This window comes from Rhodobacter sp. CZR27, from assembly GCF_002407205.1.
In the GTDB taxonomy this organism is placed as follows: Bacteria; Pseudomonadota; Alphaproteobacteria; order Rhodobacterales; family Rhodobacteraceae; genus Cereibacter_A.
Genome location: NZ_CP023548.1, coordinates 1,060,856 through 1,087,728, shown reverse-complemented (window position 1 = coordinate 1,087,728; position 26,873 = coordinate 1,060,856). Strand labels below are relative to the sequence as shown.

Here is a 26,873-nt window from a genome sequence, read left to right as displayed (position 1 = left end):
AGATGCCATGGCACGGGGCAGTCGGCGAACGGGGCGGGTACGGATGCGAATGAAGAACGGACAGATCGGGCGGGCCATGCGGGTCGGCCTGATCGGGATGGCACTGGGCACTGCGGTCGGGACGGGTGCGGCAGGTGCGCAGGACCTCGGGCCGGTCGCGACCAAGCAATATGACGACGGCTCGGTCTACGAGGGCACCTTCCGCAACGGACTGCAGCACGGCACCGGCACTTACCGGTTGCCGAACGGTTACGAATACACCGGCGAATGGGTCGACGGCGAGATCCGCGGCCAGGGCACCGCACGCTTCCCCAACGGCTCGGTCTACGAGGGCAGCTTCGTCGCCGGCAAGCCCGAGGGCAAGGGGCGCATCACCTTCTCGGACGGCGGCACCTACGAAGGCGACTGGGCGGGCGGCCAGATGACGGGCCAGGGCAAGGCGCGCTATGCCAACGGCTCGGTCTACGAGGGCGGCTTCAGGAACGCGGTGCACCACGGTCGCGGCACGATGCAGAACCCCGGCGGCTACCGCTACGAGGGCGACTGGGTCGAGGGCGTCAAGGAAGGCCGCGGCAAGATCACCTATCCCGATGGCGCGGTCTACGAGGGCGACCTGGTGAAGGGCCAGCGGCAGGGCAAGGGCACGCTGACCATGCCGGACGGGCTGGTCTATGTCGGCGACTGGCAGAACGGCCAGATCAACGGCACCGGCAAGCTTACGCAGCCCAATGGCGACATTTACGAGGGTCCGCTGAAGGACGGCCAGCGCGAGGGGCGCGGCAAGGTCACCCACAAGAATGGCGACATCTACGAGGGCGACTTCAAGGCCGACCGGCGCCACGGCAAGGGCACCTTCCGCGGCGCGGATGGCTACATCTACGAAGGCGACTGGGTTGACGGCCGGATCGAGGGCAAGGGGAAGGTCACCTATCCCGACGGCTCGGTCTATGTCGGGCAGTTCATGGCCGACCAGCCCGAGGGGCGCGGCAAGATCACCTATCCCGACGGCTCGACCTATGACGGCGAGTGGAAGGCCGGCGTGATCGAGGGCAAGGGCCGCGCGACCTATGCCAATGGTCTGGTCTACGAAGGCGAGTTCAAGGCCGCGAAGAACCACGGCCAGGGCGTCATGACCTATCCCGACGGCTACCGCTACGAGGGCGCCTGGCAGGACAGCGAGCGTCACGGCCAGGGCAAGGCCACCTATGCCGACGGCACCGTATATGTCGGCGGCTTCGTCAGGGGCCAGCGCGAGGGCGAGGGCGAGATCGTGATGGCCGACGGCTTCCGCTACAAGGGCAGCTGGAAGGCCGGCGAGATCGACGGCAAGGGCGTCGCGACATATGCCAACGGCGATGTCTACGAGGGCACCTTCACCGCCGGCAAGCGTCAGGGCCAGGGCGTGATGCGCTACGCCACCGGGCAGGAGAGCGCGGGGGAATGGAGGGACGGGATCCTCGCCCGTCCGGCCGAGGCGCCCGGCACGCCCGCTCCGGCCGAAGAGCCGGGCAGTCCCCCGGCGGATGTCGCGCCGCCGGCCGAAGCCGCGCCCACGACCGACTGAACGCCTGCCCGCCGGCAGCCGGTGCGCGTCCCGCGACAGCCGCCGGCCAACCGCGGCCCGAGGGGAACCTGCCGACGGTGGCCGGCCGGTCGCCTCCGACGCAGCTGTCTCCGGCCGTGCAGCCGCGGGACGCGTGTTCAACCGCAGGGGTGCGACATTTGTGACCGGCCCGCGCCGGCCTGCCGGCCTCGTTGCGCAATCGCAAACTCGGGACTCACGAGTGGATCTACCGATGGCGTCATAGACACGATCCATCGAAGGAGAGATCAGATGTTCACCCGCCGAGCCGCCCTGATGGGAGCCGCCGCAATAGCCACAGCGCCCCTCGTCCTGCGGACGGCAGCGGCCGAGGAAGCCGTCCTGACCGCTGGCGCGGCGCCGGTGGATCTCAGCGCCCTGCCGCGGGTGAAGCACAAGCTGGTCAAGCCGCCGTTCGTGCACGAGCATTCGCAGGTCGCGACCTCGGGCCCGGTCATCAACGAGTTCGAGATGACGATCATCGAGCAGGAAGTCCAGCTCGACGAAGATGCCCACATGCAGGCGATGACCTTCGACGGCTCGATCCCCGGTCCGCTGATGGTGGTGCACGAGGGCGACTATGTCGAACTCACGCTGATCAACCGCGCCGAGAACACGATGCCGCACAACATCGACTTCCACGCGGCGACCGGCGCGCTCGGCGGCGGCGGGCTGACGCTGATCAACCCCGGCGAGAAGGTGGTGCTGCGCTTCAAGGCGACGCGCGCCGGCACCTTCGTCTATCACTGCGCCCCCGGCGGCCCGATGATCCCCTGGCACGTCGTCTCGGGCATGGCGGGCTGCATCATGGTGCTGCCGCGCGACGGCCTGAAGGACGCCGACGGCAAGCCGGTCCAGTATGACCGCCTCTACTACATCGGCGAAAGCGACCACTACATCCCGAAGGACGAGAACGGCGCCTACAAGCGCTACTCGGACCCCTCCGAGGGCTATGACGACATGGTGGAGGTGATGAACACGCTGACGCCCTCGCATGTCGTCTTCAACGGCGCGGTGGGCGCGCTGACCGGCGACAACGCGATGAAGTCCAGGGTGGGAGAGCGCGTTCTGTTCGTGCACAGCCAGCCCAACCGCGACAGCCGCCCGCACCTGATCGGCGGCCACGGCGACCTGGTCTGGGAAACCGGCAAGTTCCACAACACGCCCGAGCGCGACCTCGAAACCTGGTTCATCCGCGGCGGCTCGGCGGGGGCGGCGCTCTACCAGTTCCTGCAGCCGGGCGTCTATGCCTATGTGAACCACAACCTGATCGAGGCGGTCCATAAGGGCGCCACCGCGCATGTGCTGGTCGAAGGCGAGTGGGACAACGACCTGATGGAGCAGGTGGTGGCGCCTGTCGGCCTGACCGGCTGAGGCCCGGCCCCGGTGCCGCCCCGGCGGCACCCTCCTTGCGCCTTCCTCAGGCGCGGCCTTCGGGCTGCGCCTGAAGCCACGGCAGGCTCCCCGACCGGTCGGGATCGCGGGGGCGGCCGGTCCACCCCAGCGAAGGAATACCCGTCATGCTGCGCCTCGCCCTTCCGGTCGGCATCCTGGCCCTTGCCGCCGCGGCCGGCATCGGCCTGCAGCCCGCAGAGGCGCCGGACCTTCCCGCATTGGTGACGGTGCCCGGCGGCAGTCATGCCTACCGCCCCTCGGGCGAGTTCCGGATCGGCACCCGTCGCGTTGACGCCCCGCTCGAGAGGCGCGAGGCGGCAGCCTTCCAGATCATGCAGTATCAGGTGACGCGTCAGGACTACGCCCGCTGCGTCGCCGACGGCGCCTGCCCGCCGGCAGAGGCGACGGGCGAAGGCGGTGCCGCGTCGGACGCCGACCGCAACGGCGACCTGCCCCGGACCGGGGTGAACTGGTCGGATGCCACCGCCTATGCCGCATGGCTGTCGCGCCGCACGGGCGGAAGCTGGCGGCTGCCGACGGACGAGGAGTGGCTGCGCGCCGCGGCCGAGCGCGGCTTCGACGGCGCGCTTGGCGCCGAGGGGCTCGATCCCTCGGAGCGTTGGCTGGCAAGCTACCGCGCCGAGGTGGAGCGCCGCGGCGAGGCCGATCTGGTGCCGCATCCGCGCGGACATTTCGGCACGAACAGCCTGGGGCTGGCGGATGCGGCCGGAAACGTCTGGGAATGGACCGACAGCTGCGACGAGAAGAGCCAGCTGTCCGAGGACGGCCGCATACTCGCGACCGAGCGGTTCTGCGGAGTGCGCGTGGCGCAGGGCAAGCACCGCGCGTTCATCGTGGATTTCGTCCGCGACGCCCGCTCGGGCGGTTGCGCGGCGGGCGTGCCGCCGGATTTTCTGGGCTTCCGGCTGGTGCGCGACGCCGGCTGATCCCTGATGCGCCGAGCCGGCCGCCAATGTGCGGCGTCGGGCAAGGCGAATGCCCGGCCGATGGCCGGGCATTTTCCATTCCTCGGGCTCGACGAAAGGGCCCCTGCCCCCGCGTCAGTTCGCCTCGTAGTTCTGCATCACCTGCGCGAACATCGGCTCCAGCCGGGCCTGCGCCCGGGCGGGTTGCGGCACCGACAGCGCATCCTCGAGGTTCACCGGCGCGCCGACCTGGATCAGCGCCACCATGCCCATGCCATAGTAGGGCATGCTCTTGACCCCCCAGACGCCTTCCTGGGTCAGGGTGATGGTGACGGGCTTGTTCATCTCGCCCCTGAAGCCAAGGGCGCCAAGCGGCAGCATGCCGGGGATGATCTCGGCGTTGAAGCCCCTGTCGACGGGCACGAAGGTCACGGTATCTCCGACCTCGGCCTGGATGTAGCTCGGCTCGAAGGCCTTGGCGCCGGTCGAACCGATGTTGACCATGGCGATCTCGTGGTGGGCTGCAAGGGCCGCGGGCGCGGCAAGGGCCGCGGCGAACCCGGCGGCGATGCCGATCATCGGGAATTTCGCGAGCATGTGAGTCGTCCTTTGTGCGGTTTCATTCCGAAGAGAGATGTTCACCGGCATTGATCTACTCCTGCTTGCGCCCGCGGGGCTTGCGCTGCATCAATTCGGGAAGTTTGGGCGGCGCGTCCTCTGCGCGCAGGCAATTTCCGCATGGCAGCATTGCGGGAAATGCAAGGGCGCCGAAGCCCGGCGCGACGCGGTGCGCGATCCGCAAAATGCCGCTTCCCTTTTGCCGCGCGCTCCGTAATATCCGGCGCCATGACACGGGACCGTTCCATTGCGATCCATCCGGCCGCGCCTCGCGCGCAGGCTGCCCGTGCGCTTCTTCTCCTTAGCTGCCTCTGAGCGTGCCCTTGGGCGCGACCGCTCGGAGGTGACCAGCGCCCGGGAATGAAGCTGAGGAACAAGAGAGATTTCAGATGACCGACACGACCAAGACCGCCTCCGAGCAGGACCGCGTCCTGATTTTCGATACCACGCTGCGCGATGGCGAGCAGTCGCCCGGCGCGACCATGACCCATGACGAGAAGCTCGAGATCGCCGCCCTGCTGGACGAGATGGGCGTGGACATCATCGAGGCCGGCTTCCCCATCGCCTCCGAGGGCGATTTCGAGGCCGTCGCGGCCATCGCGCGGCAGTCGAGGAACGCCACGATCTGCGGCCTCGCCCGCGCGAACTACAAGGACATCGACCGCTGCTGGGAGGCGGTGAAACACGCGAAATCCCCGCGCATCCACACCTTCATCGGCACCTCGCCGCTGCACCGCGCGATCCCGAACCTCGACATGGACCAGATGGCCGAGCGGATTCACGACACGGTGAGCCACGCACGCAACCTCTGCGACAACATCCAGTGGTCGCCGATGGACGCGACGCGGACCGAGCATGACTATCTGTGCCGGGTGGTCGAGATCGCGATCAAGGCGGGCGCCACCACGATCAACATCCCCGACACCGTGGGCTACACCGCGCCGCGCGAAAGCGCCGAGCTGATCCGCATGCTGCTGGAGCGGGTGCCGGGCGCCGATACCGTGGTCTTCGCCACGCATTGCCACAACGATCTGGGCATGGCGACCGCGAACGCTCTGGCGGCCGTGGAAGCCGGGGCGCGGCAGATCGAATGCACTATCAACGGCCTCGGCGAACGGGCGGGCAACACCGCGCTGGAAGAGGTCGTGATGGCGCTGAAGGTCCGCAACGACATCATGCCCTATCGCACCGGCATCGACACGACGCGGATCATGAACATCAGCCGCAAGGTTGCCGCCGTCTCGGGCTTCCCGGTGCAGTTCAACAAGGCCATCGTCGGCAAGAACGCCTTCGCGCATGAAAGCGGCATCCATCAGGACGGGATGCTGAAGAACGCCCAGACCTTCGAGATCATGCGCCCCGCGGATGTGGGCCTCGCCGATACCTCGCTGGTCATGGGCAAGCATTCGGGCCGCGCGGCGCTGCGCGCGAAGCTCAAGGACCTGGGTTACGATCTGGCCGACAACCAGCTGAACGACGTCTTCGTGCGGTTCAAGGCACTCGCCGACCGCAAGAAGGAGGTCTATGACGACGACATCGTGGCGCTGATCCAGGATCAGGTCACCTCGGCCGAGCATGACATCCTGCAACTGAAGCGCCTGCGCGTCGTCTGCGGCACCGAAGGCCCGCAGGAGGCCGAGATGACGTTGAGCATCGAGGGCGAGGACCACTCGATCGACGCCACCGGCGACGGCCCGGTGGATGCGGCCTTCAACGCGGTGAAGATGCTCTATCCGCACCACGCGAAGCTGCATCTCTATCAGGTCCATGCGGTGACCGAGGGCACGGATGCGCAGGCGACCGTTTCGGTGCGGCTGGAGGAGGACGGCAAGATCTCGACCGGTCAGGCCGCCGACACCGATACGGTCGTGGCCAGCGTGAAGGCCTATGTCAACGCGCTGAACCGGCTGATCCACCGCCGGCAGAAATCGGCCCCCGGCGCCGACGTGAAGGACATCCACTACACGTCCCACGCCTGAGATCCTGCCCGGGTCCGCCTGCCGAGGCGGACCCGGCCATCCCGGAAGGGAGGCCTGTCCCGCTACAGCAGTGGCAGCCGCCGGTTCGCAAGGATCACCAGCGGCGCCAGCGCCAGCGACACCCCCAGCCCGATCAGCGTCCGCAGCGTGTCGCCCATCTCGACGTCGTATGTGAAGTGCAGGACGGCAATGTGGATGAGGTAGAGCGCCGTGGCCAGCAGCCCGAGGTTCCGGCTGCTTCCCATCAGGCGCCCGCCCTTCGCGGTCAGGAACAGGATTGGGCAGAGCACGGCGAGCGACAAATAGATCTCGAACACCGGGTCCTTCGGGTTCCAGATCATGTTGGCCGCCCATTCCGCCGTCAGCAGCGCCAGCGCCCCGGCCAGCAGCTTCCACGAACCGAAGCGGGCAAGCTTCTGCTCGTGCCGGGCGATCAGCACGCCGCAGACGAGGAACGGATACCCCACCAGCAGGAAGTTCCGGTAGGTCTGCACCCGGTTCAGCAGCGGATCGAGAGGCTCGGGCGCGAGGTGGAAGTTGCCGGCATACTGGATGCCGATCCCGGCAAGGAACGTCGCCGCACCGGTCAGGACCAGCACGCCCGTCCGCGCGCGCAGGGCGGCGACCATCAGCCCCGCCAGCAGCAGGGCGAGCAGATACCACAGGTGATAGTAGCCGAAGAACAGCACCTCCCGGCCATAGGCAGGAATGCGGATCGCGCCCGGCAGCCAGAGCGGTGCGTAAAGCGCCATCCAGATCGCATAGAGCAGCGCCAGCCGCCCGGCCCAGCGCCACACCCCGCGGTCCAGCTGCCGCTCGAGGTAATAGCCGTTGATGACCAGGAAGGTCGGGACGGCGATGCGGAACAGGCAGTTGGTGAAGTAGTCGGAGGCAAGCTGGTTCACGTCGCGCAGGAAGCCCGCATGGAGCCCGACGACCATCACGGCCATCACGATCTTGAGAGCGTCGAGCGACAGGTTGCGGAGCGGTGCAGGGGCGGCAGGGGGTATGGTCAAGGCTACCTCGGGACGGCGGAACTGCGGCACGCTAGCCGCCCGGGCCCCGCAGGTAAACGCGACGAAGCCGTCCGCAGGCGGATTGTTCAGGAAAATCCGTCTTGACAGGATCAGACATCCGCGGCGACGCTTCGCACCCCGGCAGCTTCCACCCTTGTCGTCCTTCGACATCCGACGGTCTTGCTGCAACCTTGGGTTGCGCCGCGCGGACCCGTGGCGCGCGGAATGGCGCCGGCCCCTTCTGCCAAGGGCCTTTCCCTCTGATCGCCCGCTTCCTATAAGCAGGGCGCCTGCCTCAACCAGAGTCGTGGGCGGTTTCCTACTTTGCAGGACAGGATCAGCGCAGCATGTGGTTTCTCACCGGCCTCTTCTCGTCGGACATGGCCATCGACCTCGGCACCGCGAACACTCTGGTCTATGTCCGTGGCAAGGGGATCGTGCTCAGCGAGCCCTCGGTGGTGGCCTATCACGTCAAGGACGGCAAGAAGCAGGTCCTCGCCGTAGGCGAGGACGCCAAGCTGATGCTGGGCCGCACCCCCGGCTCCATCGAGGCCATCCGGCCGATGCGCGAGGGGGTGATTGCCGACTTCGACACCGCCGAGGAAATGATCAAGCATTTCATCCGCAAGGTGCACAAGCGGACGACCTTCTCGAAGCCGAAGATCATCGTCTGCGTGCCGCACGGCGCGACCCCGGTCGAGAAGCGCGCGATCCGCCAGTCGGTCCTGTCGGCGGGCGCCCGGCGCGCCGGCCTGATCGCGGAGCCCATCGCGGCGGCCATCGGTGCCGGCATGCCGATCACCGATCCCACCGGCAACATGGTGGTGGATGTGGGCGGCGGCACGACCGAGGTCGCGGTGCTCTCGCTCGGCGACATCGTCTATGCCCGCTCGGTGCGGGTGGGCGGCGACCGGATGGACGAGGCGATCGTGGCCTACCTCCGCCGTCACCAGAACCTGCTGATCGGCGAATCGACGGCCGAGCGGATCAAGACCTCGATCGGCACGGCGCGGATGCCCGACGACGGGCGCGGCCAGTCGATGACCATCCGCGGCCGCGACCTGCTGAACGGCGTGCCGAAGGAGACCGAGATCAACCAGGCGCAGGTCGCCGAGGCGCTGGCGGAACCGGTGCAGCAGATCTGCGACGCGGTCATGCAGGCGCTGGAAGCCACGCCCCCGGATCTCGCCGCTGACATCGTTGACCGCGGCGTGATGCTGACGGGCGGCGGCGCGCTCTTGGGCGATCTGGACCTTGCGCTGCGCGAGCAGACCGGCCTCTCCATCTCGGTGGCCAACGAGTCACTGAATTGTGTGGCGCTCGGCACCGGCAAGGCGCTGGAATACGAGAAGCAGCTTCGGCATGTGATCGACTACGAAAGCTGACGGCGCGTCGGCTTCTGACGAGGAACGACCGTGGCCCGCGACCGGACCAGACCGGAGGATTTCACCCGTCCGCTCCGCCGCATCCTCGTCGGCGGGCTGGTGCTGCTGCTGCTCGGGATCTTCCTGATCTGGCGCATCGACAGCCCGCGTGTCGAACAGTTCCGCGCGGCATTGATCGACCGTGTCGTGCCCTCGTTTGAATGGCTGATGCGGCCGATGACCAAGGTCGCGGGCATGGTCGAGAACTTCCAGTCCTATACGCGGATCTACGAGCAGAACCAGGAGCTGCGCCGAGAACTTCAGCAGATGAAGGCGTGGAAGGAAGCGGCCCTCCAGCTCGAGCAGAAGAACGCGCGGCTTCTGGATCTCAATCAGGTGCGGCTTGATCCGAAGCTGACCCATGTGACCGGCGTGGTGCTGGCCGACTCGGGCTCGCCCTTCCGGCAGTCGGTCCTGCTGAACGTGGGCGCGCGGGACGGCATCCGCGACGGCTGGGCCACGATGGACGGGATCGGCCTCGTCGGACGGATCTCGGGCGTCGGGCAGACCACCAGCCGGGTCATCCTGCTGACCGATTCCAACAGCCGCATCCCGGTGACGGTGCAGCCCTCGGGCCAGGTCGCGCTGCTGACCGGCGACAACTCGCCCTCGCCGCCGCTCGAGTTCCTCGACAAGCCCGATCTGGTCCGCCCGGGCGACCGGGTGGTGACCTCGGGCGATGGCGGGGTGTTTCCGGCCGACCTTCTGGTCGGGCAGGTCGCCCAGGGTCCCGACCGGCGCCTGCGCGTCCGCCTCGCCGCGGATTACGGGCGGCTCGAATTCCTGCGCGTGCTGCGCAGCCACGACCTCGAGCCGATCACCGATCCCGGCAGTCTGGTCGCGCCGCCCCCTGCCCCGCCCCTGACCGCCGAGGCCACGGCGGAGGGCGCCGATGGCTGAGGGCGTGCGCCGCCGGGCATGGCTCTACCCGACCGTCTTCACGGCCATCGCCGCGCTGGTCTTCATGATCCGCATGCTGCCGCTCGGCACCGAGGCGGGAAGCTGGCCGGGGCCGGACCTGCTGCTCTGCCTCATCCTCGCCTGGGTGATGCGGCGTCCCGATTACCTGCCGGCGCCGCTGCTGGCGCTGGTGCTGCTGGCCGAGGACCTGCTGCTGATGCGCCCGCCGGGGCTGTGGGCCGCGCTGGTGCTGATCGCTTCGGAATTCCTGCGCTCGCGCGCGGCGCTGACCCGGGAACTGACCTTCCCCTTCGAGTGGCTGCTGATCTCGGGCCTGATGCTGGCGTTGCGCTTTGCCGAGCGGACGATCGCCGCGCTGGCCTTCCTGCCGCAGCCTGCGCTGGCCGAGCAGATGCTGCAGACGGCGATGTCGATCCTGTTCTACCCGCTGGCGGTGGGCTTCTGCTGGCTGGTGCTGGACCTGCGCAAGCCCGCGCCCGGTGAACTCGATGCCTTCGGGAGGCGGATGTGAGACGCTCGGCCCGCGATACCGAGGACAGCGCCCGCAAGGTGAACCGCCGCGCCCTTCTGCTGGGCGGCGGGATGGCGGCGATGTTCGCCGTGCTGGGCGCGCGGATGCGCTACCTGCAGGTGGATCAGGCCGACCAGTTCCGGCTGCTGGCCGAGGAGAACCGGATCAACATCCGCCTGATCCCGCCGAACCGGGGCCAGATCTTCGACCGCAACGGCCGGCTGATCGCCGGAAACGAGCAGAACTACCGCGTCGTCATCACGCGCGAGGATGCGGGCGACGTCGAGGCGGTGCTGAAGCGGCTGGCCGAGGTCATCCCGCTCTCGCCTACCGACATCGAGCGGACCCTGGCCGAGGTGCGCCGCCACAGCCCCTTCGTGCCGGTGATTGTCGCCGACCGCATGGCCTGGGAGGATCTCTCGAAGGTCGCGATCAACGCGCCCTCGCTGCCTGGTGTGACGCCCGAGGTCGGCCTGTCGCGCGCCTATCCGCTGGACACCGACTTTGCCCATGTGGTGGGCTATGTGGGTCCGGTCTCCGAGCGGGACCTGGCGAAGATGGAGGACCCCGACCCGCTGCTGAAGATCCCCGAGTTCCAGATCGGCAAGATCGGCGTCGAAACCTGGATGGAGGACACGCTGCGCGGCAAGGCCGGCACCAAGCGGATCGAGGTCAACGCCTATGGCCGGATGATGCGCGAGATCGACCGTGTCGAGGGCGAGGCCGGCGACGACATCCGCCTGACCATCGACGCCGAGGTGCAGGATTTCGTGCAGGCCCGGCTGGGCGCGGAAAGCGCCGCGGCGGTGGCCATCGACGTGACCAACGGCGACATCCTTGCGATCTGCTCCTCGCCCTCGTTCGACCCGAACCTTTTCGTGCGCGGCATCTCGTTCAAGGACTACGCGATGCTGACCGAGAACGACCACCGGCCGCTGGCCAACAAGGCGGTGCAGGGCGCCTATCCGCCCGGCTCGACCTTCAAGATGGTCACGGCACTGGCCGCGCTGGAGGCAGGCGTGATCAACGCCGACACCTCGGTCTACTGTCCCGGACACTACGAGACCGGTGGGCGGCGCTTCCACTGCTGGAAGCGCGGCGGGCACGGCATGGTGGCGCTGGACCGGTCGCTGTCGGAAAGCTGCGACGTCTATTACTACGACATCGCGCAACGCGTGGGCATCGACAGGATCGCCGAGATGGGCAAGCGCCTCGGGCTGGGCATGCGGCACGACCTGCCGATGTCGGCGATCACCGAAGGGATCATGCCCAACAAGGCCTGGAAATTCCAGCGCTACGAGCAGGAGTGGCGGATCGGCGACACGATCAACGCCTCGATCGGCCAGGGCTATGTGCTGGCCTCGCCGCTGCAACTGGCGGTGATGACGGCCCGGATCGCCAGCGGCCGGGCGATCCAGCCGCGCCTCGTGCGCTCCATCGGCGATGCCGAGGTGCCGGTGCCCGAGGCGCCGCCGCTGGGCGTGGAGGGCCGGCTGCTGCGCGCGGTGCGCAACGGGATGCACTCCGTCGTCAACGCCAAGCGCGGCACCGGCTATTCCAACCGCATTGCCGATCCTGCGCTGGTGATGGCGGGCAAGTCCGGCACCAGCCAGGTGCGCAACATCTCGGCCGCCGAGCGGGCGCGGGGCGTGATCTCGAACGAGCAGCTGCCATGGGAGCGGCGCGACCACGCGCTGTTCGTGGGCTTTGCCCCGTTCGATGCGCCGAGGGTGGCGGTGGCGGCGGTGGTGGAACATGGCGGCGGCGGCTCTTCGGTCGCCGGTCCCATCGTGCGCGACGTGATCCTGCGCTGCCTGACGCCGGGGCCCCTGCCGCCGCTGGACGCCTATCCCTCCAGCCAGCGCGGACGGATGGAGACGCTGCTGAACGGCCTTCCGCTGCGCAAGATCGAACCTGAAGTCACCGCCCGCTCTCGGGCCTGAGGCGTGCCATGAGTTTCCTGGAATATCGCGTCAAGACAGCACCTTCCGGCCTTTCCAAGGTGCTGCACGTGAACTGGGCGCTGGTGCTTCTGGTGACGGCCACCGCCTCGGTGGGCTGGCTCATGCTCTATTCCGTGGCGGGGGGCGACCTCGACACCTGGGCCGGGCCGCAGATGAAGCGCTTTGCGGTCGGCCTCGTGCTGATGTTCGCCATCGCCTTCGTGCCGATCTGGTTCTGGCGCAACATGGCGGGCCTCGCCTATCTGGTGTCGCTGGCGCTTCTGGTGGTGGTGGAGCTGTTCGGCACCGTGGGCATGGGCGCGCAGCGCTGGATCTCGGTCGGCCCGCTGGTGCTGCAGCCGTCGGAGCTGGCCAAGGTCACGCTGGTCATGATGCTGGCGGCCTATTACGACTGGCTCGACCCGAGGAAGGTCTCGCGCCCGCTCTGGGTGCTGATCCCCGTCGTGATGATCCTCGTGCCGACCGCGCTGGTCATCATCCAGCCGAACCTCGGGACGGCGCTGCTGCTGCTGATGGTCGGCGCCTCGGTCATGTTCCTTGCCGGCGTGAGCTTCTGGTATTTCGGCATCGTCGCGGCGATGGGCGTGGGCGCGATCTTTTCCGTATTCACGCTGCGCGGCACGCCCTGGCAGTTCCTGCACGACTACCAGTATCGCCGGATCGACACCTTCTTCGACCCGGCCGCCGATCCGCTGGGGGCGGGCTACAACATCATCCAGGCCAAGATCGCGCTGGGGTCCGGCGGCTGGACCGGCAAGGGCTTCATGCAGGGCACGCAGAGCCGGCTGAACTTCCTGCCCGAGAAGCACACCGACTTCATCTTCAACACGTTGGCCGAGGAGTTCGGCTTCGTCGGCGCCGCCTCGCTTCTGGTGCTCTATGCGCTTGTCATCGCCTTCTGCGTGGCATCGGCGCTGCAGAACCGGGACCGCTTCTCGTCGCTGCTGATCCTGGGGATCGCGGCCAACTTCTTCTTCTACCTCGCGGTGAACCTGTCGATGGTCATGGGCATGGCGCCGGTCGTGGGCGTGCCCCTGCCGCTGGTCAGCTATGGCGGCTCGGCCATGCTGGTGCTGATGGCGGCCTTCGGCCTGGTTCAGAGCGCCCATGTCCACAGGTTGCGATGACCCTTGTCCTCTTCGCCGCCGGCGCCCGGCGCTGGCCCCTCTACCGTGACCATCTGACGGCCGCCCTGGCCGAGGCCGGCGTGACGGCGCGTCTGGTCGCTGACGCGCCCGATCCCGAGGCGGTCGATTACATCGTCTTCGCGCCCGGCGGCGATGTCTCGGACTTCACGCCCTACCGCAACGCCAAGGCGGTGCTGGGCCTCTGGGCCGGGGTCGAGCGGATCGTCGGCAACGCGAGCCTGACCCAGCCGCTCTGCCGCATGGTCGATCCTGCGATGACCGAGGGCATGGTGGAATGGGTCACGGGCCACGTGCTGCGCCATCACCTCGGGCTCGACCGCTGGATCAGGGGCGAGCCGGGCTGGCAGCAGGTCGCCCCGCCGCTCGCGCGCGAGCGCACCGTGGCGATGCTAGGCTTGGGAGAACTGGGCGCGGCCGCGGCCCGGGCGCTGGCCGGGCTGAACTTCCGCGTGCTGGGCTGGAGCCGCAGCGAGAAGCGCCTTGCCGATCTGGAGACGCATCACGGCGAGGCCGGGCTGGAGCGCGTGCTGCGCGAGGCGGGGATCGTCGTGACGCTGCTGCCCGCCACGCCCGAGACCGAGAACCTGCTTGATGCGCGGCGGCTGGCGTGGCTGCCGCCGGGCGCGGTGGTTCTGAACCCCGGCCGCGGCACGCTGATCGACGACGAGGCGCTGATCGCCGCGCTGGATGCCGGGCATCTGGGCCATGCCACGCTCGACGTGTTCCGCATCGAGCCGCTGCCCGACGACCATCCCTTCCGTCACCACCCGAAGGTGACGGTCACGCCGCATATCGCGGCCGAGACCCGTCCCGCCAGCGCAAGCCGGGTGATCGCCGAGAACATCCGCCGCGGCGAGGCGGGCGAGCCCTTCCTGCATCTGGTGGACCGCAGCCGCGGCTACTGAGGTTCCGCGTCACCGGTGCCGGCGGAAGAACCGCGAGCGGGCATAGAGATCCTCGAGCCGCTTCATGCGCTCTTCCGTCCGGTCCCAGGTCAGGCCCTGCACCGCCGAAAGCAGCGTCTCGACCAGCACCAGCACGGTCACCGTGGAATCCCAGGCGGAGGGCGCCTCGACCTGACACGAGAAGGTGTGCCGGGCATGGGCGGCCGCCGGCGAGATCCACCGGTCGGTGATCAGGACCACCTCGACCCCCTGCTCCACCGCCAGTTCCACCACCTGCAGCACCATGTTCTCGTAGCGGCGGATGTCGAACACCAGCAGCACGTCGCCCCGTCCCATGTCGAGCAGCGCCGGGGGCCAGGTGCTCGACATGTCCGACAGCAGCGTGACCTCGGGGCGCACCACCTTCATCAGCGTGACGAAATAGTCGGCAAGAGCATGGGTGATCCGCCCGCCCAGCGCGAAGATCCGCCGCTCCGGGTCCGCGAGCAGCCGTGCCGCCGCATCGAAGTCGGCATGGTCGATCTGGGCCAGCGTCGCCTGAAGGTTCGCCACCACCGCATCCGCGAACCGGTTGAGGATATGCGTGTCGGGCACACCCTCCGCCCAGCGGTCGTGCTTGGCCAGCGGCGACAGCAGCATCGCCTCGACCTCTCCGCGCAGGCCCGACTGGAAGTCGGGATAGCCCTTGAAGCCCAGCTTCTGCACCAGCCGCACCACCGTCGGCGTCGAGACGTCCGCCGCCTTCGCCAGCGCCGTGATCGAGCCCAGCGCGGCAACGGGATACTGCCGCAGGATGTGGGTCGCCAGCTGACGCTCTGCCCGCGTCAGGTCCGGCAGCGCGGACCGCAGCAGTTCCTCGATCGCCGAAAGGCTCATGGCGGTTCCTCGTCTGGCCGCATTCCCGCCATCTGTCCCGGACGGAGGCGGGATGTCTTGGTAAATATCTTAACAGGAAGCGTAACGGGGAAAAATTCTTGACACAACAGCCGGTGGCGTTGGAGCCTTCCCCGGACAGGGAAGTGAATCGGGATAATAATAATGACCCGAGGCGGCGAAACACCGGAAATCTTTCCGGCACTTGTGGAGAACCCTGCTGGGCAGGGCCGCTTCGTTCTGGTCTGCGAGCATGCCTCGAACGACATGCCACCGCGGTGGGGAAGCCTCGGCCTGACTGCCGACCAGCGCCGCGGGCACATCGCCTGGGATATCGGCGCCCTGGGCCTCTCGAGGGGACTCGCGCGGCGGCTGGATGCGGTGCTGGTCCATGCGCCGGTGTCGAGGCTCGTCTATGACTGCAACCGGGCGCCCGACCAGCCTGGGGCGATGGCCGAACGGTCTGAGATGCACGCCATCCCCGGCAATGCCGGCCTCGACGCACAGGAGAAGGCGCTGCGGACGACGGCGGTCTATGCCCCCTTCCATGCCGGCCTGCGCGCCGAGATCGTGCGCCGCATCGCGCTTGGGCTGGAGCCGGTGCTGGTGACGGTGCATTCCTTCACGCCGGTCTGGCACGGTGTGCCGCGCGCGGTGGAGTTCGGCATCATCCACGACGAGGACGACCGGCTCGCACGGGCGGTTCTGGAGGCGGCGGGCGGCTGCGGCCTCGTCCCGGGCCTGAACGAGCCCTATTCCGCGGCCGACGACGTGACCCACACGCTTCGGCTTCAGGCGCTTCCCTATGGGCTTTTGAACGTCATGCTGGAAATCCGCAACGATCTCATCGACCGGCCCGAGGCGCAGGAGGCGATGGCCGAGCGCCTCGCCCCGGTGCTGGAGCGCGCCCTTGCCGCCGTCGCGCGGCCCGCGATGGCAGGGTGACGATGCCCCGGATACTCGTCGCCTTCGTCCGTCTGGTGGACCGCCTGAACTACGGGGTCGGCCGCTTCGCCATGTATCTGCTGTTCGTCCTGATGGGCGTGCTGCTCTGGTCGTCGATCTCCAAGACCTTCTTCAATCCCTCGCTCTGGACGCTCGAGACGGCGCAGTTCGTCATGGTGGCCTATTTCATCCTCGGCGGGCCCTATTCGATGCAGATGGGCAGCCACGTCCGGATGGACCTGCTTTATGCCGACTGGCCGCTCCGCAAGAAAAGCTGGTGGGACGCGCTGACCATCTTCGCGGTGATCTTCTACCTCTGCGTGATGCTCTGGGGGGCGATCGACTCCACCATCTACTCCCTGCAATACGGCGAGCGCAGCCCGACCGCGTGGAGGCCCTACCTCTGGCCGATCAAGGTCGTGATGTGCCTGGGCTTCACGCTGATGATCCTGCAGTCCGTCGCGTTCCTGATCCGCGACATCGCGACCCTGCGCGGGAAGACGATCTGATGTCCTACGAGATGATCGCCCTCCTGATGTTCTCGTCGATGCTGCTGCTGATGCTGACCGGCCAGCGGGTGTTCGGCGTGATCGGCGCCGTGGCGCTGGTCGCCTCGCTCGCGCTGTGGGGCACCGGCGGGCAGAGCATGGGCTTCTCGGCGGCGATGAAGCTGATGAAGTGGTATCCGCTGCTGACGCTGCCCATGTTCATCTTCATGGGCTACGTCATGAGCGAGACGCGGCTGGCCGACGACCTTTACCGGATGTTCCACGTCTGGTTCGGCCCGGTGCCGGGCGGGCTTGCCATCGGCACGATCCTCCTGATGGTGCTGATCTCGGCGATGAACGGGCTTTCGGTCGCGGGCATGGCGATCGGCTCGACCATCGCGCTGCCCGAGCTGCTGCGGCGGCGCTACGACAAGGTGATGGTAACGGGCGCGATCCAGGCCGGGTCGAGCCTCGGCATCCTGATCCCGCCCTCGGTCGTGCTGGTGCTTTACGCGATGATCGCGCGGCAGCCGGTGGGGCAGCTCTGGCTGGCGGGGGTGCTGCCGGGGCTGATGATGGCAGGCCTTTTCATCGCCTACATCTGGATCCGTTGCCATCTGAACCCGACCTACGGGCCGCCGCTGGCCGCGGAGGAGCGCGCGACGATCACGCGGGGCGAGAAGTTCCGCCTGCTCGGCGCGGGCCTTCTGCCGCTGTTCATCTTCTTCGCCATGATGGTGCCCTTCGTGAAGGGCTGGACCAGCCTCGTCGAAAGCTCGGTGATCGGGGCACTGGTCACGACGGGGGCGGCCGTGGCCAAGGGCCGCTTCACCCGCGAGGTGTTCGAAACCTCGACCCGGGCGACGCTGGCGATCTCGTGCATGTTCATGTGGATCATCCTGGCCGCGCTGTCCTTCGGCGCGGTGTTCGACGGCCTCGGCGCGGTGCGGGCGATCGAAGGGCTCTTCGTCGAGCAACTGGGCCTCTCGCCCTGGACCATCCTGATCCTGATGCAGCTGACCTACCTGATCATGGGGATGTTCCTCGACGACACGGCGATGCTGGTGATCGTGGCGCCGCTTTTCGTGCCGCTCGTCGGGGCGCTCGGCTTCGACCTGATCTGGTATGGCGTTCTTTACACCATCACCTGCCAGGTCGCCTATCTGACGCCGCCCTTCGGTTACAACCTGTTCCTGATGCGCGCCATGGCGCCGCCCGAGATCACGATTCAGGACATCTATCGGTCGATCGCACCCTTCGTCGGGCTCATGATCGTCGCGCTCGCGCTGGTCATGACCTTCCCGCAGATCGCGCTTTGGCTGCCCCAGACGCTTTACGTGAAGTGACAGTGAATGAGGGGCGGCCTGAACCGTCCCCGCCCCAACATTGGAGGTCTCTGATGACGACAAGACGGAAGTTCCTGACCACCGGCGCCATTGCCGGCGCCGCAAGCCTTGCAGCCCCTGCCGTGACGCGCGCGCAGGCGCCGATCAAGTGGCGGATGCAAACCTATGCCGGCGCGGCACTCGGCGAGCATGTCGTGAAACCTGCGGTGGAGTCCTTCAACACCATCGCGCAGGGCCAGATGGAGATCGAGCTGTTCTATTCGGACCAGCTGGTGCCGACGGCCGAGCTTTTCCAGGCCATGCAGCGCGGCACCATCGACTGCGTGCAGTCCGACGACGACTCGATGGCCTCGCCGACCGAGGTGACGGTGTTCGGCGGCTACTTCCCGCTGGCGCTGCGCTACTCGCTCGACGTGCCGGCGCTGTTCAACAAATACGGCCTCGGCGCGATCTGGGCCGAGGAATACGCCAAGGTGGGCGTCAAGCACATCTCGGCGGGCTCGTGGGACCCGTGCAACTTCTCGACCAAGAAGCCGATCAACGCGCTGAAGGACCTCGAGGGCCTGCGCATCTTCACCTTCCCGACCGCGGGCCGGTTCCTCACCCGCTTCGGCGTGGTGCCGGTGACCCTGCCCTGGGAGGATGTCGAGGTCGCGCTGCAGACCGGCGAGCTTGACGGCCTCGCCTGGTCCGGCATCACCGAGGTCTATACGGTTGGCTGGGCCAATGCGACCGACTACTTCCTGACCAACAACATCTCGGGCGCCTGGATCGGGCATTTCTTCGCCAACATGGACCGCTGGAACGAGGTCCCGCCGCATCTGCAGGAACTGCTGCGGGTCTGCTTCGAGCAGTCGCACTACTACCGCCAGCACTGGTACTGGGCCGGCGAGGCGCATCTGCGCGTCAACGAGACCAAGCTGAAGCTGACCACCATCCCGGATGCGGAGTGGGCGCAGGTCGAGAATGCCGCGGTCGAGTTCTGGGACGAGATCGCGCAGGAATCCGAGACCAAGGCCAAGGTGGTCAAGATCATCAAGGACTACAACGAGGCGATGAAGAAGGCCGGTCCCCCCTACCGCTTCTCCTGACGCCCTGCGGGGCGGCCCCTTCCCCGGCCGCCCCGACGTCTTCCGCCCTGCCCGTGACTGAACGAGGACCCCATGCCCGGCAACATGACATTCGACGCGCTGAAAGAGGCCGTGGAGCGCGGCGAGATCGACACGGTTCTCGTGGCCTGCGTGGACATGCAGGGCCGCCTGATGGGCAAGCGCTTCCACGCGCGCCACTTCATCGAGAGCGCCCACCACGAGACGCACTGCTGCGACTACCTGCTGGCCATCGACATGGAGATGACCACCGTTCCCGGCTACAAGACCTCGGGCTGGGAAAAGGGCTATGGCGATTACGTCATGAAGCCCGACATGGGCACGCTGCGGGTGCTGCCCTGGCAGGAGGGGACGGCGCTGGTGCTCTGCGACCTGCTCGACCATCACCATCACGAGGTGCCCCAATCCCCCCGCGCGATCCTGAAGCGGCAGGTGGCGCGGGCGGAAGCGATGGGCTTCAAGGTGATGATGGCCACGGAACTGGAATTCTTCCTGTTCGAGACATCGTTCGATGCAGTGCGCGACTCGATGCAGGGAAGCGGCCAGATCCGCGACCTGAAGCCGATCAGCGCCTACAACGAGGACTACCACATCTTCCAGACCTCGAAGGAAGAGGCCGTGATGCGCACGCTGCGCAACGGTCTCTTCGGTGCGGGCATCCCCGTCGAATGCTCGAAGGGCGAGGCCGAGGCCGGGCAGGAAGAGATCAACGTGAAATACTCGGACGCGCTCGACACGGCCGACAGCCACGCGATCACCAAGATGGCGGTGAAGGACATCGCCCATGCCGCCGGCAAGTCCGTGACCTTCATGGCGAAGTACGACCACCGCCGCGCGGGCTCTTCGAGCCACATCCACCAGTCGCTCTGGACGCTGGACGGCAAGCCCGCCTTCTTCGACCGGGACGACCCGCACGGCATGTCGGCCACGATGAAGCACTTCCTTGCCGGGCAACTCGCCCATGCGCAGGAGATCACGGCTTTCCTTGCGCCCTACATCAACAGCTACAAGCGCTTCTGCATCGGCATGTTCGCCCCCACCAAGGCGGTCTGGAGCCGGGACAACCGCACCGCGGGCTTCCGCGTCTGCGGCGAGGGCACCAAGGCCGTCCGCATCGAATGCCGGATCGGCGGGGCCGACCTGAACCCCTATCTCGCCTGTGCGGCGCTGCTTGCGGCGGGGCTTGACGGCATCGAGCAGAAGATGGATCTGGAAGTCGAAATGCGCGGCGACATGTATTCGACCGCCGGCATCCGCGAGATCCCGAAGACGCTGCGCGAGGCGGCGGAACTTCTCAAGGGCTCGGCGATGCTGCGCGCGGCGATGGGCGACGAGGTCGTCGAGCACTACCACCATGCGGCCGAATGGGAGATCCAGGAGCAGGACCGCGTGGTCACCGATTTCGAACTGGCCCGCCTTTTCGAGCGCGCCTGAACGGGGAACAACATGACGAAACCGATCCAGCTGATCTCGCCCGTGGACGGGCGGGTCTATGCCGAGCGGATGCCGCTCTCGATGGAGGAGGCGAAAGCCGTGGCCGCCCGCGCGAAGGCCGCGCAACCGGCCTGGGCCGCTCGCCCGCTTCAGGAGCGCATCGCGCTGGTCAAGGCCGGAGTGGCCATGCTCAACGAGATGAAGGAGCAGATCGTCGAGGAACTGGCCTGGCAGATGGGCCGCCCCACCCGCTTCGGCGGCGAGTTCGGCGGCGTGAACGACCGCACCGCCTACATGTCCGAGATCGCGGAAAGCGCGCTGGCCCCGATGGTGGCCGAAGCCTCCGACCGGTTCGAACGCCGCATCCTGCGCGAACCGGTGGGCGTGGTCTTCATCATCGCCCCCTGGAACTACCCCTACCTGACGACGATCAACACGCTGGTCCCCGCGCTGATCGCCGGCAATGCGGTGGTGCTCAAGCACGCCAGCCAGACCCTGCTGGTGGGCGAGCGTCTGGCCGAGGCCTTCCACGCCGCCGGCGTGCCGGAGGACGTGTTCCAGAACGTCGTCCTCGACCACGCCACGACCGAGGCGCTGATCGGGGCGCGGGCCTTCGGCTTCGTGAACTTCACCGGCTCGGTCGGGGGCGGCGCGGCCATCGAGCGCGCGGCGGCGGGCACCTTCACCGCGCTGGGGCTGGAACTGGGCGGCAAGGATCCGGGCTATGTCCGCGCGGATGCCGATCTGGACGCCGCGGTGGACAGCCTGATGGACGGCGCGATGTTCAACGCCGGCCAGTGCTGCTGCGGGATCGAGCGGATCTATGTCCACGAAAGCCTGTATGACGCCTTCGTGGAAAAGGCGGTGGCCTGGGTCAAGGCGCTGAAGCTCGGCAACCCGTTCGAGCCCGAAACCACGCTCGGGCCGATGGCGAACGTCCGCTTCGCCCGCGTGGTGCGCGAGCAGGTGGCGGAGGCCATCGCCGCCGGTGCCACGCCGCTGATCGACCCCACCGATTTCCCGGCTGACGACGGCGGCGCCTATCTCGCGCCGCAGATCCTGACCAACGTCACCCACGACATGCGGGTGATGAAGGAGGAATCGTTCGGCCCCGTGGTCGGCATCATGAAGGTCTCGGGCGACGAGGAAGCCATCGGCCTGATGAACGACAGCCCCTACGGCCTGACCTGCTCGATCTGGACCGCCGACGCCGAGGCCGCGGCCGAAATCGGCGCGCGGATCGAGACCGGGACGGTCTTCATGAACCGCTGCGACTACCTTGACCCCGCGCTGTGCTGGACGGGCTGCAAGGACACCGGCCGGGGCGCGGCGCTCTCGGCCTTGGGCTACATGTCGGTCACCCGGCCGAAATCCTACCATCTGAAGAAGGTGACGAAATGACCCTCCGGGCGAACTGGTCCTATCCCACCGCCGTCAAGTTCGGCGCGGGCCGCATCGCGGAACTGGCCGAACAGTGCAAGGCCATCGGGCTGAAGAAGCCGCTTCTGGTCACCGACAAGGCGCTGGCATCGCTGCCGATCACGCTGGCCGCGCTCGATCAACTGGAAGCGGCCGGCCTCGGCCGTGCCTGCTTCTCGGAGGTCGATCCGAACCCGAACGAGAAGAACATGGAGGCCGGCATCGCCGCCTACAAGGCGGGCGGCCATGATGGGGTGATCTGCTTCGGCGGTGGCTCGGCGCTCGACCTTGGCAAGATGATCGCGCTGATGCACGACCAGAGCGTGAGCGTCTGGGATCTGGAGGACATCGGCGACTGGTGGACGCGGGCGGATGCGTCGAAGATCGCGCCCATCGTGGCGGTGCCGACGACCGCCGGGACCGGCTCCGAGGTGGGGCGTGCGGGGGTGCTGACGAACTCCGAGACCCACAAGAAGAAGATCATCTTCCACCCGAAGCTGCTGCCGGCCGTCACGATCTGCGATCCGGAACTGACGGTGGGGATGCCGAAGTTCATTACCGCAGGAACGGGGATGGACGCGCTGGCGCATTGCCTCGAAGCCTATTGCTCGCCCTTCTACCATCCGATGAGCCAGGGCATCGCGCTGGAAGGCATGCGGCTGGTGTTCGAGAACCTGCCGAAGGTTTACGCCAATCCGAACGACCTCGAGGCCCGCGCCCACATGATGGCTGCGGCGGCGATGGGGGCGGTGGCGTTCCAGAAGGGCCTCGGCGCGATCCATTCGCTGAGCCATCCGGTCGGCGCGGTCTACAACACCCACCACGGCACGACGAACGCCGTGGTGATGCCGATGGTGCTGGACTTCAACCGCCCGGCCATCGAAGAGCGCATCGAGCGCGCCGCGGCCTATCTCGGCATTTCGGGTGGCTTTGACGGCTTCCGCGGAAAGATCATGGCGTTGCGTGCCGAACTTGCGATCCCCGAGACCCTGTCGGCGATGGGTGTCGAGGCCGCGCGGCTGGACGAGTTGACCGAGATGGCGCTGGAGGACCCGTCCTGCGGCGGCAATCCGATCGAGATGACGCGCGAGAACACCCGCGCGCTGTTCGAAGCCTGCCTGTGACGGAGGCGCGGCCCGAACCCGCTTCGGGCCGCGTTCGGAGACCCGGATGATCCAGCACCTCTCCTCGGACACGGTCGTCATCGGTGGCGGCGTCGTAGGCCTTGCCATCGCGCTGACCGTGGCCGGGCGCGGCCGCTCGGTGATCCTGATCGAACCCGAGGAGCCGGGCGCGGGGGCATCGCATGGCAATGCGGGAACCATTGCCGATTATGCCGTGCTGCCCGTGGGCACGCCGGATGTCCTTAAGTCGTTGCCGTCGCTGCTGTTCGACCGGAACTCGCCGCTCGCGATCCGGCATGCCGCGCTGCCCACGCTCGCGCCGTGGCTGCTGCGTTTTGCGGCGCAATCGCTGCCCGTTGCGGCGCGCCGCAACGCGACGGCCATCGCCGCCCTGCTCGCCTCGGCCACGCGAAGCTGGGAGGCGATGGCGGCCGAGGTCGGGGGCACCGCGCTTCTGAACCACCGCGGCTGCCTTTACGCCTACGAAACCGCAGCCGCCTTCCGCGCGGCCGAACGGGACATGGCCTTCCGGCGCACGCTCGGCGTCTCGGTCGAGTTGCTGCCTGCCCCGGCACTGGCCGCGATGGAGCCGTCGCTGCCGCCGATGGCGGGGGCCGCCTTCTTTCCCGGCGCGGTCTTCCTGTCGGATCCGGGCAGGATGGTGGCCCTGATCGCTGCCGCCGCACGGCGGGCGGGGGTCCAGATCGTGAAGTCCCGCGCCGAGGGGCTGGAGCGGCGCGTGGACGGGGTGATCGTCAGCGGCAAGGGCCTTGCGGTTCACGGGCGGCGCGCGGTGATTGCCGCCGGCGCACATTCGCGGGGATTGGCGGCCCGGGCGGGTGACCGCGTCCCCCTCGATACCGAGCGCGGCTATCATGTCGAATGGGACATGAGCACGCCGAGGCTCACGCGGCCGACCTGCCCCACCGCGCGCGGCTTCTACCTGTGCCCGATGACCGGGCGGCTGCGGGTGGCGGGAACGGTCGAGCTGGGTGGCCTCACGGCCCCGCCCTCGCCGCACCGGATCGCGCGGCTGGTGTCGGGCGCCCGGGCGATCTTTCCCGATCTGGGAGAGCCGTCGCGCAGCTGGATGGGCTTCCGCCCCTCGATGCCGGACAGCCTGCCGGTCATCGGCCCGTCGCGGGCGGGGCCCGAGATCCTGCACGCCTATGGACACGGCCACATCGGCCTGACGCTGGCGCCGGTCACTGCGCGCATCGTGGCGGACCTGCTCGACGCGAAACAGCCCGAACTGGACATCACGCCTTACCTGCCCTCGCGGTTCTGACCCACGACGCGCTGGCCCGGACGCGGGAGGCCCGATCAGCTTCCGAACTGCGGGACGAACAGGCAGATGGTCTTGCCCTCGGGCTTGCCGTCGGCACTGCAGCGGTGGAAGCTGTTGCCGGCCTGTCGCGGGGTCAGCATCAGGCGCTCGTCGTCATAGCCGATGACCTCGCCGGTGGAGCGGATGACCCAGCCCTTCGGACCGGCCGTCACCTCGCTTTCGCTGACCGGCCCGCAGTCGCGGTCCGAGCAGCAGGTGAAGGGATACCAGTCATGCGCAGCCGCCGTCTGCGGCAGCGCCGCGATGAACGCAAGGATCACGAGTCTGAGGGGCGGATGAGCCATCGGAAGGGTTCCTCGGTCAAGCTCCGGCGGCGAGGTCCGGCGCCTGCCGTCATGCAGCCAACATCAGCGGTTGAATCCGGTTCCACGACGCAGCCCGCAGCTGCAGAAGGGACGGGCCGCAGTCCGGAACGGCCCGTGTCGGCAACCGGCGTCAGCCAGAGAGCGCCGCGTCCGGGCGCCTTGCACGCACCGAAGACGCACCGCGGAATGCGGCTGCCGCCGAGAGAGTGAGGAGCGGGCGTCACGGGATCACTCCATCTGGTCGCCGGACCTGCCGGCGAAGAAGAAGGTGAAGCGCGCCAAGCCGCCGTCAAGCCGGATCATCGGGGCGACGCCCGGCCCCTCCGGCACTGCCGGAGCTTCGACGCAGGCGGGGCCGCCCCGGCCACGGGGCAGAGGACGCGGGCGCCCCCCTGCGCGGTCAGAGCATCGAGGGCAGCACCTGATCCGGCGGACGGTGGCCGTCGGCGAAGGTCTTGATGTTCAGGATCACCTTCTCGCCCATCTCGATCCGCCCCTCCACCGTGGCCGAGCCCATGTGCGGCAGCAGGACCACGTTGGGAAGCTCGCGCAGGCGCGGGTTGATCTCGTGGCCGTGCTCGAAGACGTCGAGGCCGGCGCCCGCGATCTCGCCGGCCCGCAGGCCGCGCGTCAGGGCGTTCTCGTCGATCACCTCGCCGCGCGAGGTGTTCACGATGACGGCGGTGGGCTTCAACAGCTTCAGCCGCCGCGCGTTCATCAGATGGAAGGTCGAGGGCGTATGCGGACAGTTGATCGAGATGATGTCCATCCGGGTCACCATCTGGTCGAGGCTTTCCCACCAGGTCGCCTCAAGCTCCTCCTCGATCTCGGAACGGACGCGCTTGCGGTTGTGGTAATGCACCTGCATGCCGAAGGCCTTCGCGCGCCGCGCCACCGCCTGCCCGATCCGCCCCATGCCGAGGATGCCCAGACGCCGCCCGCGCAGCCGGCCGCCCAGATGCGCCATCGGCGCCCAGCCGGCCCAGTTGCCCGACTGCATCTCGGCCAGGCCCTCGGGAATGCGCCGGGTAACGGCGAGGATCAGCGCCATGGTCATGTCGGCGGTATCCTCGGTCACCACGTCGGGCGTGTTCGAGACGAGGATGCCGCGCTGCCGCGCCGTCGCCACGTCGATATGGTCCACGCCCGCGCCGTAGTTCGCGATCAGCTTCAGCTTCGGCCCGGCCTGCGCCAGCATGGTGGCGTCGATGTCGTCGGTCAGGCAGGGAACCAGCACGTCGGCCCGGCCCATCGCCTCGACCAGCTCGTCGCGCGTCATCTTCACGTCGGGGTCACGAAGCTCGACGTTGAACAGCTCCTTCAGGCGGGTTTCGACCACGTCCGGCAGGCGTCGCGTGACGACAACACTGAGGCGTTCCACGGGCATTCTGTCTCTCCCTGCACTTCCAAATCCGGCCATGTGGTGGCAAGGTGCCGCCAAGCGGGGCGCGGCACAAGCCCCGGAAGAGGCAGGACGGCGCGGCATGACGGCATGGGCGCCCGAAAGGCGGAAACGGGTATGGGACGGACGATCACGGCACTTGCGGTGACGCTGGTGCTGGCCGCCTGCGGAGCGGCCGCAGCGCAGGAGACTGCCCCGCCTCCCGACGAGATGGCGGGCGCTGCCGAAGCCGCACCGGCGCCCGAGCGCGTGCCCGGCGTCGGCCCGGTCACGAACCTGCCGCTGCCGCGCTACGTCTCGCTCAAGACCTCCGAAGGCAACGCGCGCCGCGGCCCCGGCCTCACGCATCGCATCGACTGGGTCTTCACGCGCGCCGGGATGCCGCTGAGGGTCACCGCGGAATACGAGCACTGGCGCCGGGTCGAGGATTTCGAGGGCGCCGGCGGCTGGGTGCACTATTCGCTGCTGTCGGGCGTGCGCTCGGCCATGGTGGTGGCCGAGATGGCCGACCTGCACGAGGACCCGGCCAGCGGCTCGCCGGTGACGCTCCATGCCGAGCGCGGCGTGATCGTGCGGCTGCTCGAATGCCAGACGGACTGGTGCCGGATCGCTGCCGAGGGCAACAAGGGCTGGGTGATCAAGACCGCCCTCTGGGGCGTCGATCCCGGCGAGATCCTGGAGTGAGCGAGCC

At 68.0% G+C, this 26,873-nt stretch carries 24 protein-coding genes; 19 read left to right on the top strand and 5 right to left on the bottom strand.

Going from position 1 to position 26,873, the window contains the following annotated elements:
* Positions 1-49: 49 nt before the first annotated feature.
* The 3 genes from CK951_RS05470 (at position 50) to CK951_RS05460 (ending at position 3,924) form a co-directional block, all read left to right on the top strand.
* Positions 50-1,564, top strand: coding sequence for a 2-isopropylmalate synthase (locus tag CK951_RS05470; RefSeq protein ID WP_394341564.1), 1,515 nt, complete (start codon positions 50-52; stop codon positions 1,562-1,564).
* Positions 1,565-1,834: 270 nt separating this feature from the next.
* Complete coding sequence (nirK, locus tag CK951_RS05465) at positions 1,835-2,956, top strand: copper-containing nitrite reductase (RefSeq protein WP_096785197.1); 1,122 nt, start codon at positions 1,835-1,837, stop codon at positions 2,954-2,956.
* Positions 2,957-3,102: 146 nt separating this feature from the next.
* Positions 3,103-3,924: an SUMF1/EgtB/PvdO family nonheme iron enzyme gene (locus CK951_RS05460; protein ID WP_096785196.1), complete on the top strand. Its 822-nt coding sequence runs from the start codon at positions 3,103-3,105 to the stop codon at positions 3,922-3,924.
* A gap of 114 nt (positions 3,925-4,038) precedes the next feature.
* Here CK951_RS05460 and CK951_RS05455 read toward each other — a convergent pair whose 3' ends face one another.
* Positions 4,039-4,500, bottom strand: a complete 462-nt coding sequence (locus CK951_RS05455; protein WP_096785195.1) for a pseudoazurin — start codon at positions 4,498-4,500, stop codon at positions 4,039-4,041.
* Between the two features lie 410 nt (positions 4,501-4,910).
* Between CK951_RS05455 and CK951_RS05450 the strand changes: the two genes are divergently transcribed.
* A complete protein-coding gene (locus CK951_RS05450) occupies positions 4,911-6,500 on the top strand; it encodes a 2-isopropylmalate synthase (protein WP_096785194.1) in 1,590 nt (529 codons plus the stop codon).
* A gap of 62 nt (positions 6,501-6,562) precedes the next feature.
* Here CK951_RS05450 and CK951_RS05445 read toward each other — a convergent pair whose 3' ends face one another.
* On the bottom strand, positions 6,563-7,516 hold the full coding sequence (locus tag CK951_RS05445) for an acyltransferase family protein (protein WP_232520682.1): 954 nt from the start codon (positions 7,514-7,516) through the stop codon (positions 6,563-6,565).
* Positions 7,517-7,863: 347 nt separating this feature from the next.
* Between CK951_RS05445 and CK951_RS05440 the strand changes: the two genes are divergently transcribed.
* From CK951_RS05440 to CK951_RS05415, 6 genes are read left to right on the top strand one after another with little or no spacing between them, the layout of a single operon-like run.
* A complete protein-coding gene (locus CK951_RS05440; protein WP_096785192.1) occupies positions 7,864-8,901 on the top strand; it encodes a rod shape-determining protein in 1,038 nt (345 codons plus the stop codon).
* Positions 8,902-8,931: 30 nt separating this feature from the next.
* Positions 8,932-9,840 (top strand): rod shape-determining protein MreC, encoded by a 909-nt coding sequence (mreC, locus tag CK951_RS05435; protein ID WP_096785191.1) that lies wholly within the window; start codon positions 8,932-8,934, stop codon positions 9,838-9,840.
* Entirely contained in the window at positions 9,833-10,372 is a 540-nt protein-coding gene (locus tag CK951_RS05430) for a rod shape-determining protein MreD (RefSeq protein ID WP_096785190.1), read from the top strand. Before mreC ends, CK951_RS05430 begins: the two co-directional genes overlap by 8 nt.
* Positions 10,369-12,315 carry a penicillin-binding protein 2 gene (gene mrdA / locus CK951_RS05425; RefSeq protein WP_096785189.1) on the top strand — a complete coding sequence of 649 codons (1,947 nt, stop codon included), beginning with the start codon at positions 10,369-10,371 and terminating at the stop codon, positions 12,313-12,315. Before CK951_RS05430 ends, mrdA begins: the two co-directional genes overlap by 4 nt.
* 8 nt (positions 12,316-12,323) lie before the next feature.
* The gene (gene rodA, locus CK951_RS05420; RefSeq protein ID WP_096785188.1) at positions 12,324-13,463 is read left to right on the top strand and encodes a rod shape-determining protein RodA; all 1,140 of its coding nucleotides are present in this window, start codon (positions 12,324-12,326) and stop codon (positions 13,461-13,463) included.
* Positions 13,460-14,389 carry a glyoxylate/hydroxypyruvate reductase A gene (locus tag CK951_RS05415; protein WP_096785187.1) on the top strand — a complete coding sequence of 310 codons (930 nt, stop codon included), beginning with the start codon at positions 13,460-13,462 and terminating at the stop codon, positions 14,387-14,389. Before rodA ends, CK951_RS05415 begins: the two co-directional genes overlap by 4 nt.
* A 9-nt stretch (positions 14,390-14,398) precedes the next feature.
* On the opposite strand, the gene CK951_RS05410 is transcribed toward CK951_RS05415, so the two are convergent.
* Positions 14,399-15,265: a MurR/RpiR family transcriptional regulator gene (locus CK951_RS05410; protein WP_096785186.1), complete on the bottom strand. Its 867-nt coding sequence runs from the start codon at positions 15,263-15,265 to the stop codon at positions 14,399-14,401.
* A 162-nt stretch (positions 15,266-15,427) separates the two neighbouring features.
* Here CK951_RS05410 and CK951_RS05405 point away from each other — a divergent pair, with 162 nt between their 5' ends.
* The 8 genes from CK951_RS05405 to CK951_RS05370 all read left to right on the top strand — a co-directional run bounded on the left by CK951_RS05405 (position 15,428) and on the right by CK951_RS05370 (position 24,415).
* Positions 15,428-16,207, top strand: a complete 780-nt coding sequence (locus tag CK951_RS05405; protein WP_096785185.1) for an N-formylglutamate amidohydrolase — start codon at positions 15,428-15,430, stop codon at positions 16,205-16,207.
* Positions 16,208-16,209: 2 nt separating this feature from the next.
* The gene (locus CK951_RS05400) at positions 16,210-16,716 is read left to right on the top strand and encodes a TRAP transporter small permease subunit (RefSeq protein WP_096785184.1); all 507 of its coding nucleotides are present in this window, start codon (positions 16,210-16,212) and stop codon (positions 16,714-16,716) included.
* Positions 16,716-18,041, top strand: a complete 1,326-nt coding sequence (locus tag CK951_RS05395) for a TRAP transporter large permease subunit (RefSeq protein WP_096785183.1) — start codon at positions 16,716-16,718, stop codon at positions 18,039-18,041. The genes CK951_RS05400 and CK951_RS05395 overlap by 1 nt, the downstream gene beginning before the upstream one ends.
* Positions 18,042-18,094: 53 nt before the next feature.
* Positions 18,095-19,132 carry a TRAP transporter substrate-binding protein gene (locus CK951_RS05390; RefSeq protein WP_096785182.1) on the top strand — a complete coding sequence of 346 codons (1,038 nt, stop codon included), beginning with the start codon at positions 18,095-18,097 and terminating at the stop codon, positions 19,130-19,132.
* A gap of 72 nt (positions 19,133-19,204) precedes the next feature.
* Positions 19,205-20,584, top strand: coding sequence for a glutamine synthetase family protein (locus tag CK951_RS05385; protein ID WP_096785181.1), 1,380 nt, complete (start codon positions 19,205-19,207; stop codon positions 20,582-20,584).
* Between the two features lie 12 nt (positions 20,585-20,596).
* Positions 20,597-21,985 (top strand): aldehyde dehydrogenase family protein, encoded by a 1,389-nt coding sequence (locus CK951_RS05380; RefSeq protein WP_096785180.1) that lies wholly within the window; start codon positions 20,597-20,599, stop codon positions 21,983-21,985.
* Positions 21,982-23,127, top strand: a complete 1,146-nt coding sequence (locus tag CK951_RS05375) for an iron-containing alcohol dehydrogenase (RefSeq protein WP_096785179.1) — start codon at positions 21,982-21,984, stop codon at positions 23,125-23,127. Before CK951_RS05380 ends, CK951_RS05375 begins: the two co-directional genes overlap by 4 nt.
* Positions 23,128-23,173: 46 nt before the next feature.
* Positions 23,174-24,415 (top strand): FAD-binding oxidoreductase, encoded by a 1,242-nt coding sequence (locus tag CK951_RS05370; protein WP_096785178.1) that lies wholly within the window; start codon positions 23,174-23,176, stop codon positions 24,413-24,415.
* 35 nt (positions 24,416-24,450) lie between these two features.
* Here the strand turns inward: CK951_RS05370 and CK951_RS05365 are convergent, their stop codons facing one another.
* Entirely contained in the window at positions 24,451-24,759 is a 309-nt protein-coding gene (locus tag CK951_RS05365; RefSeq protein ID WP_096785177.1) for a hypothetical protein, read from the bottom strand.
* A gap of 421 nt (positions 24,760-25,180) precedes the next feature.
* Positions 25,181-26,167 (bottom strand): D-glycerate dehydrogenase, encoded by a 987-nt coding sequence (locus CK951_RS05360; protein WP_096785176.1) that lies wholly within the window; start codon positions 26,165-26,167, stop codon positions 25,181-25,183.
* Between the two features lie 132 nt (positions 26,168-26,299).
* On the opposite strand from CK951_RS05360, the gene CK951_RS05355 reads away from it, so the two are divergent.
* A complete protein-coding gene (locus CK951_RS05355; RefSeq protein ID WP_096785175.1) occupies positions 26,300-26,866 on the top strand; it encodes an SH3 domain-containing protein in 567 nt (188 codons plus the stop codon).
* The last annotated feature ends 7 nt before the right edge of the window (positions 26,867-26,873 follow it).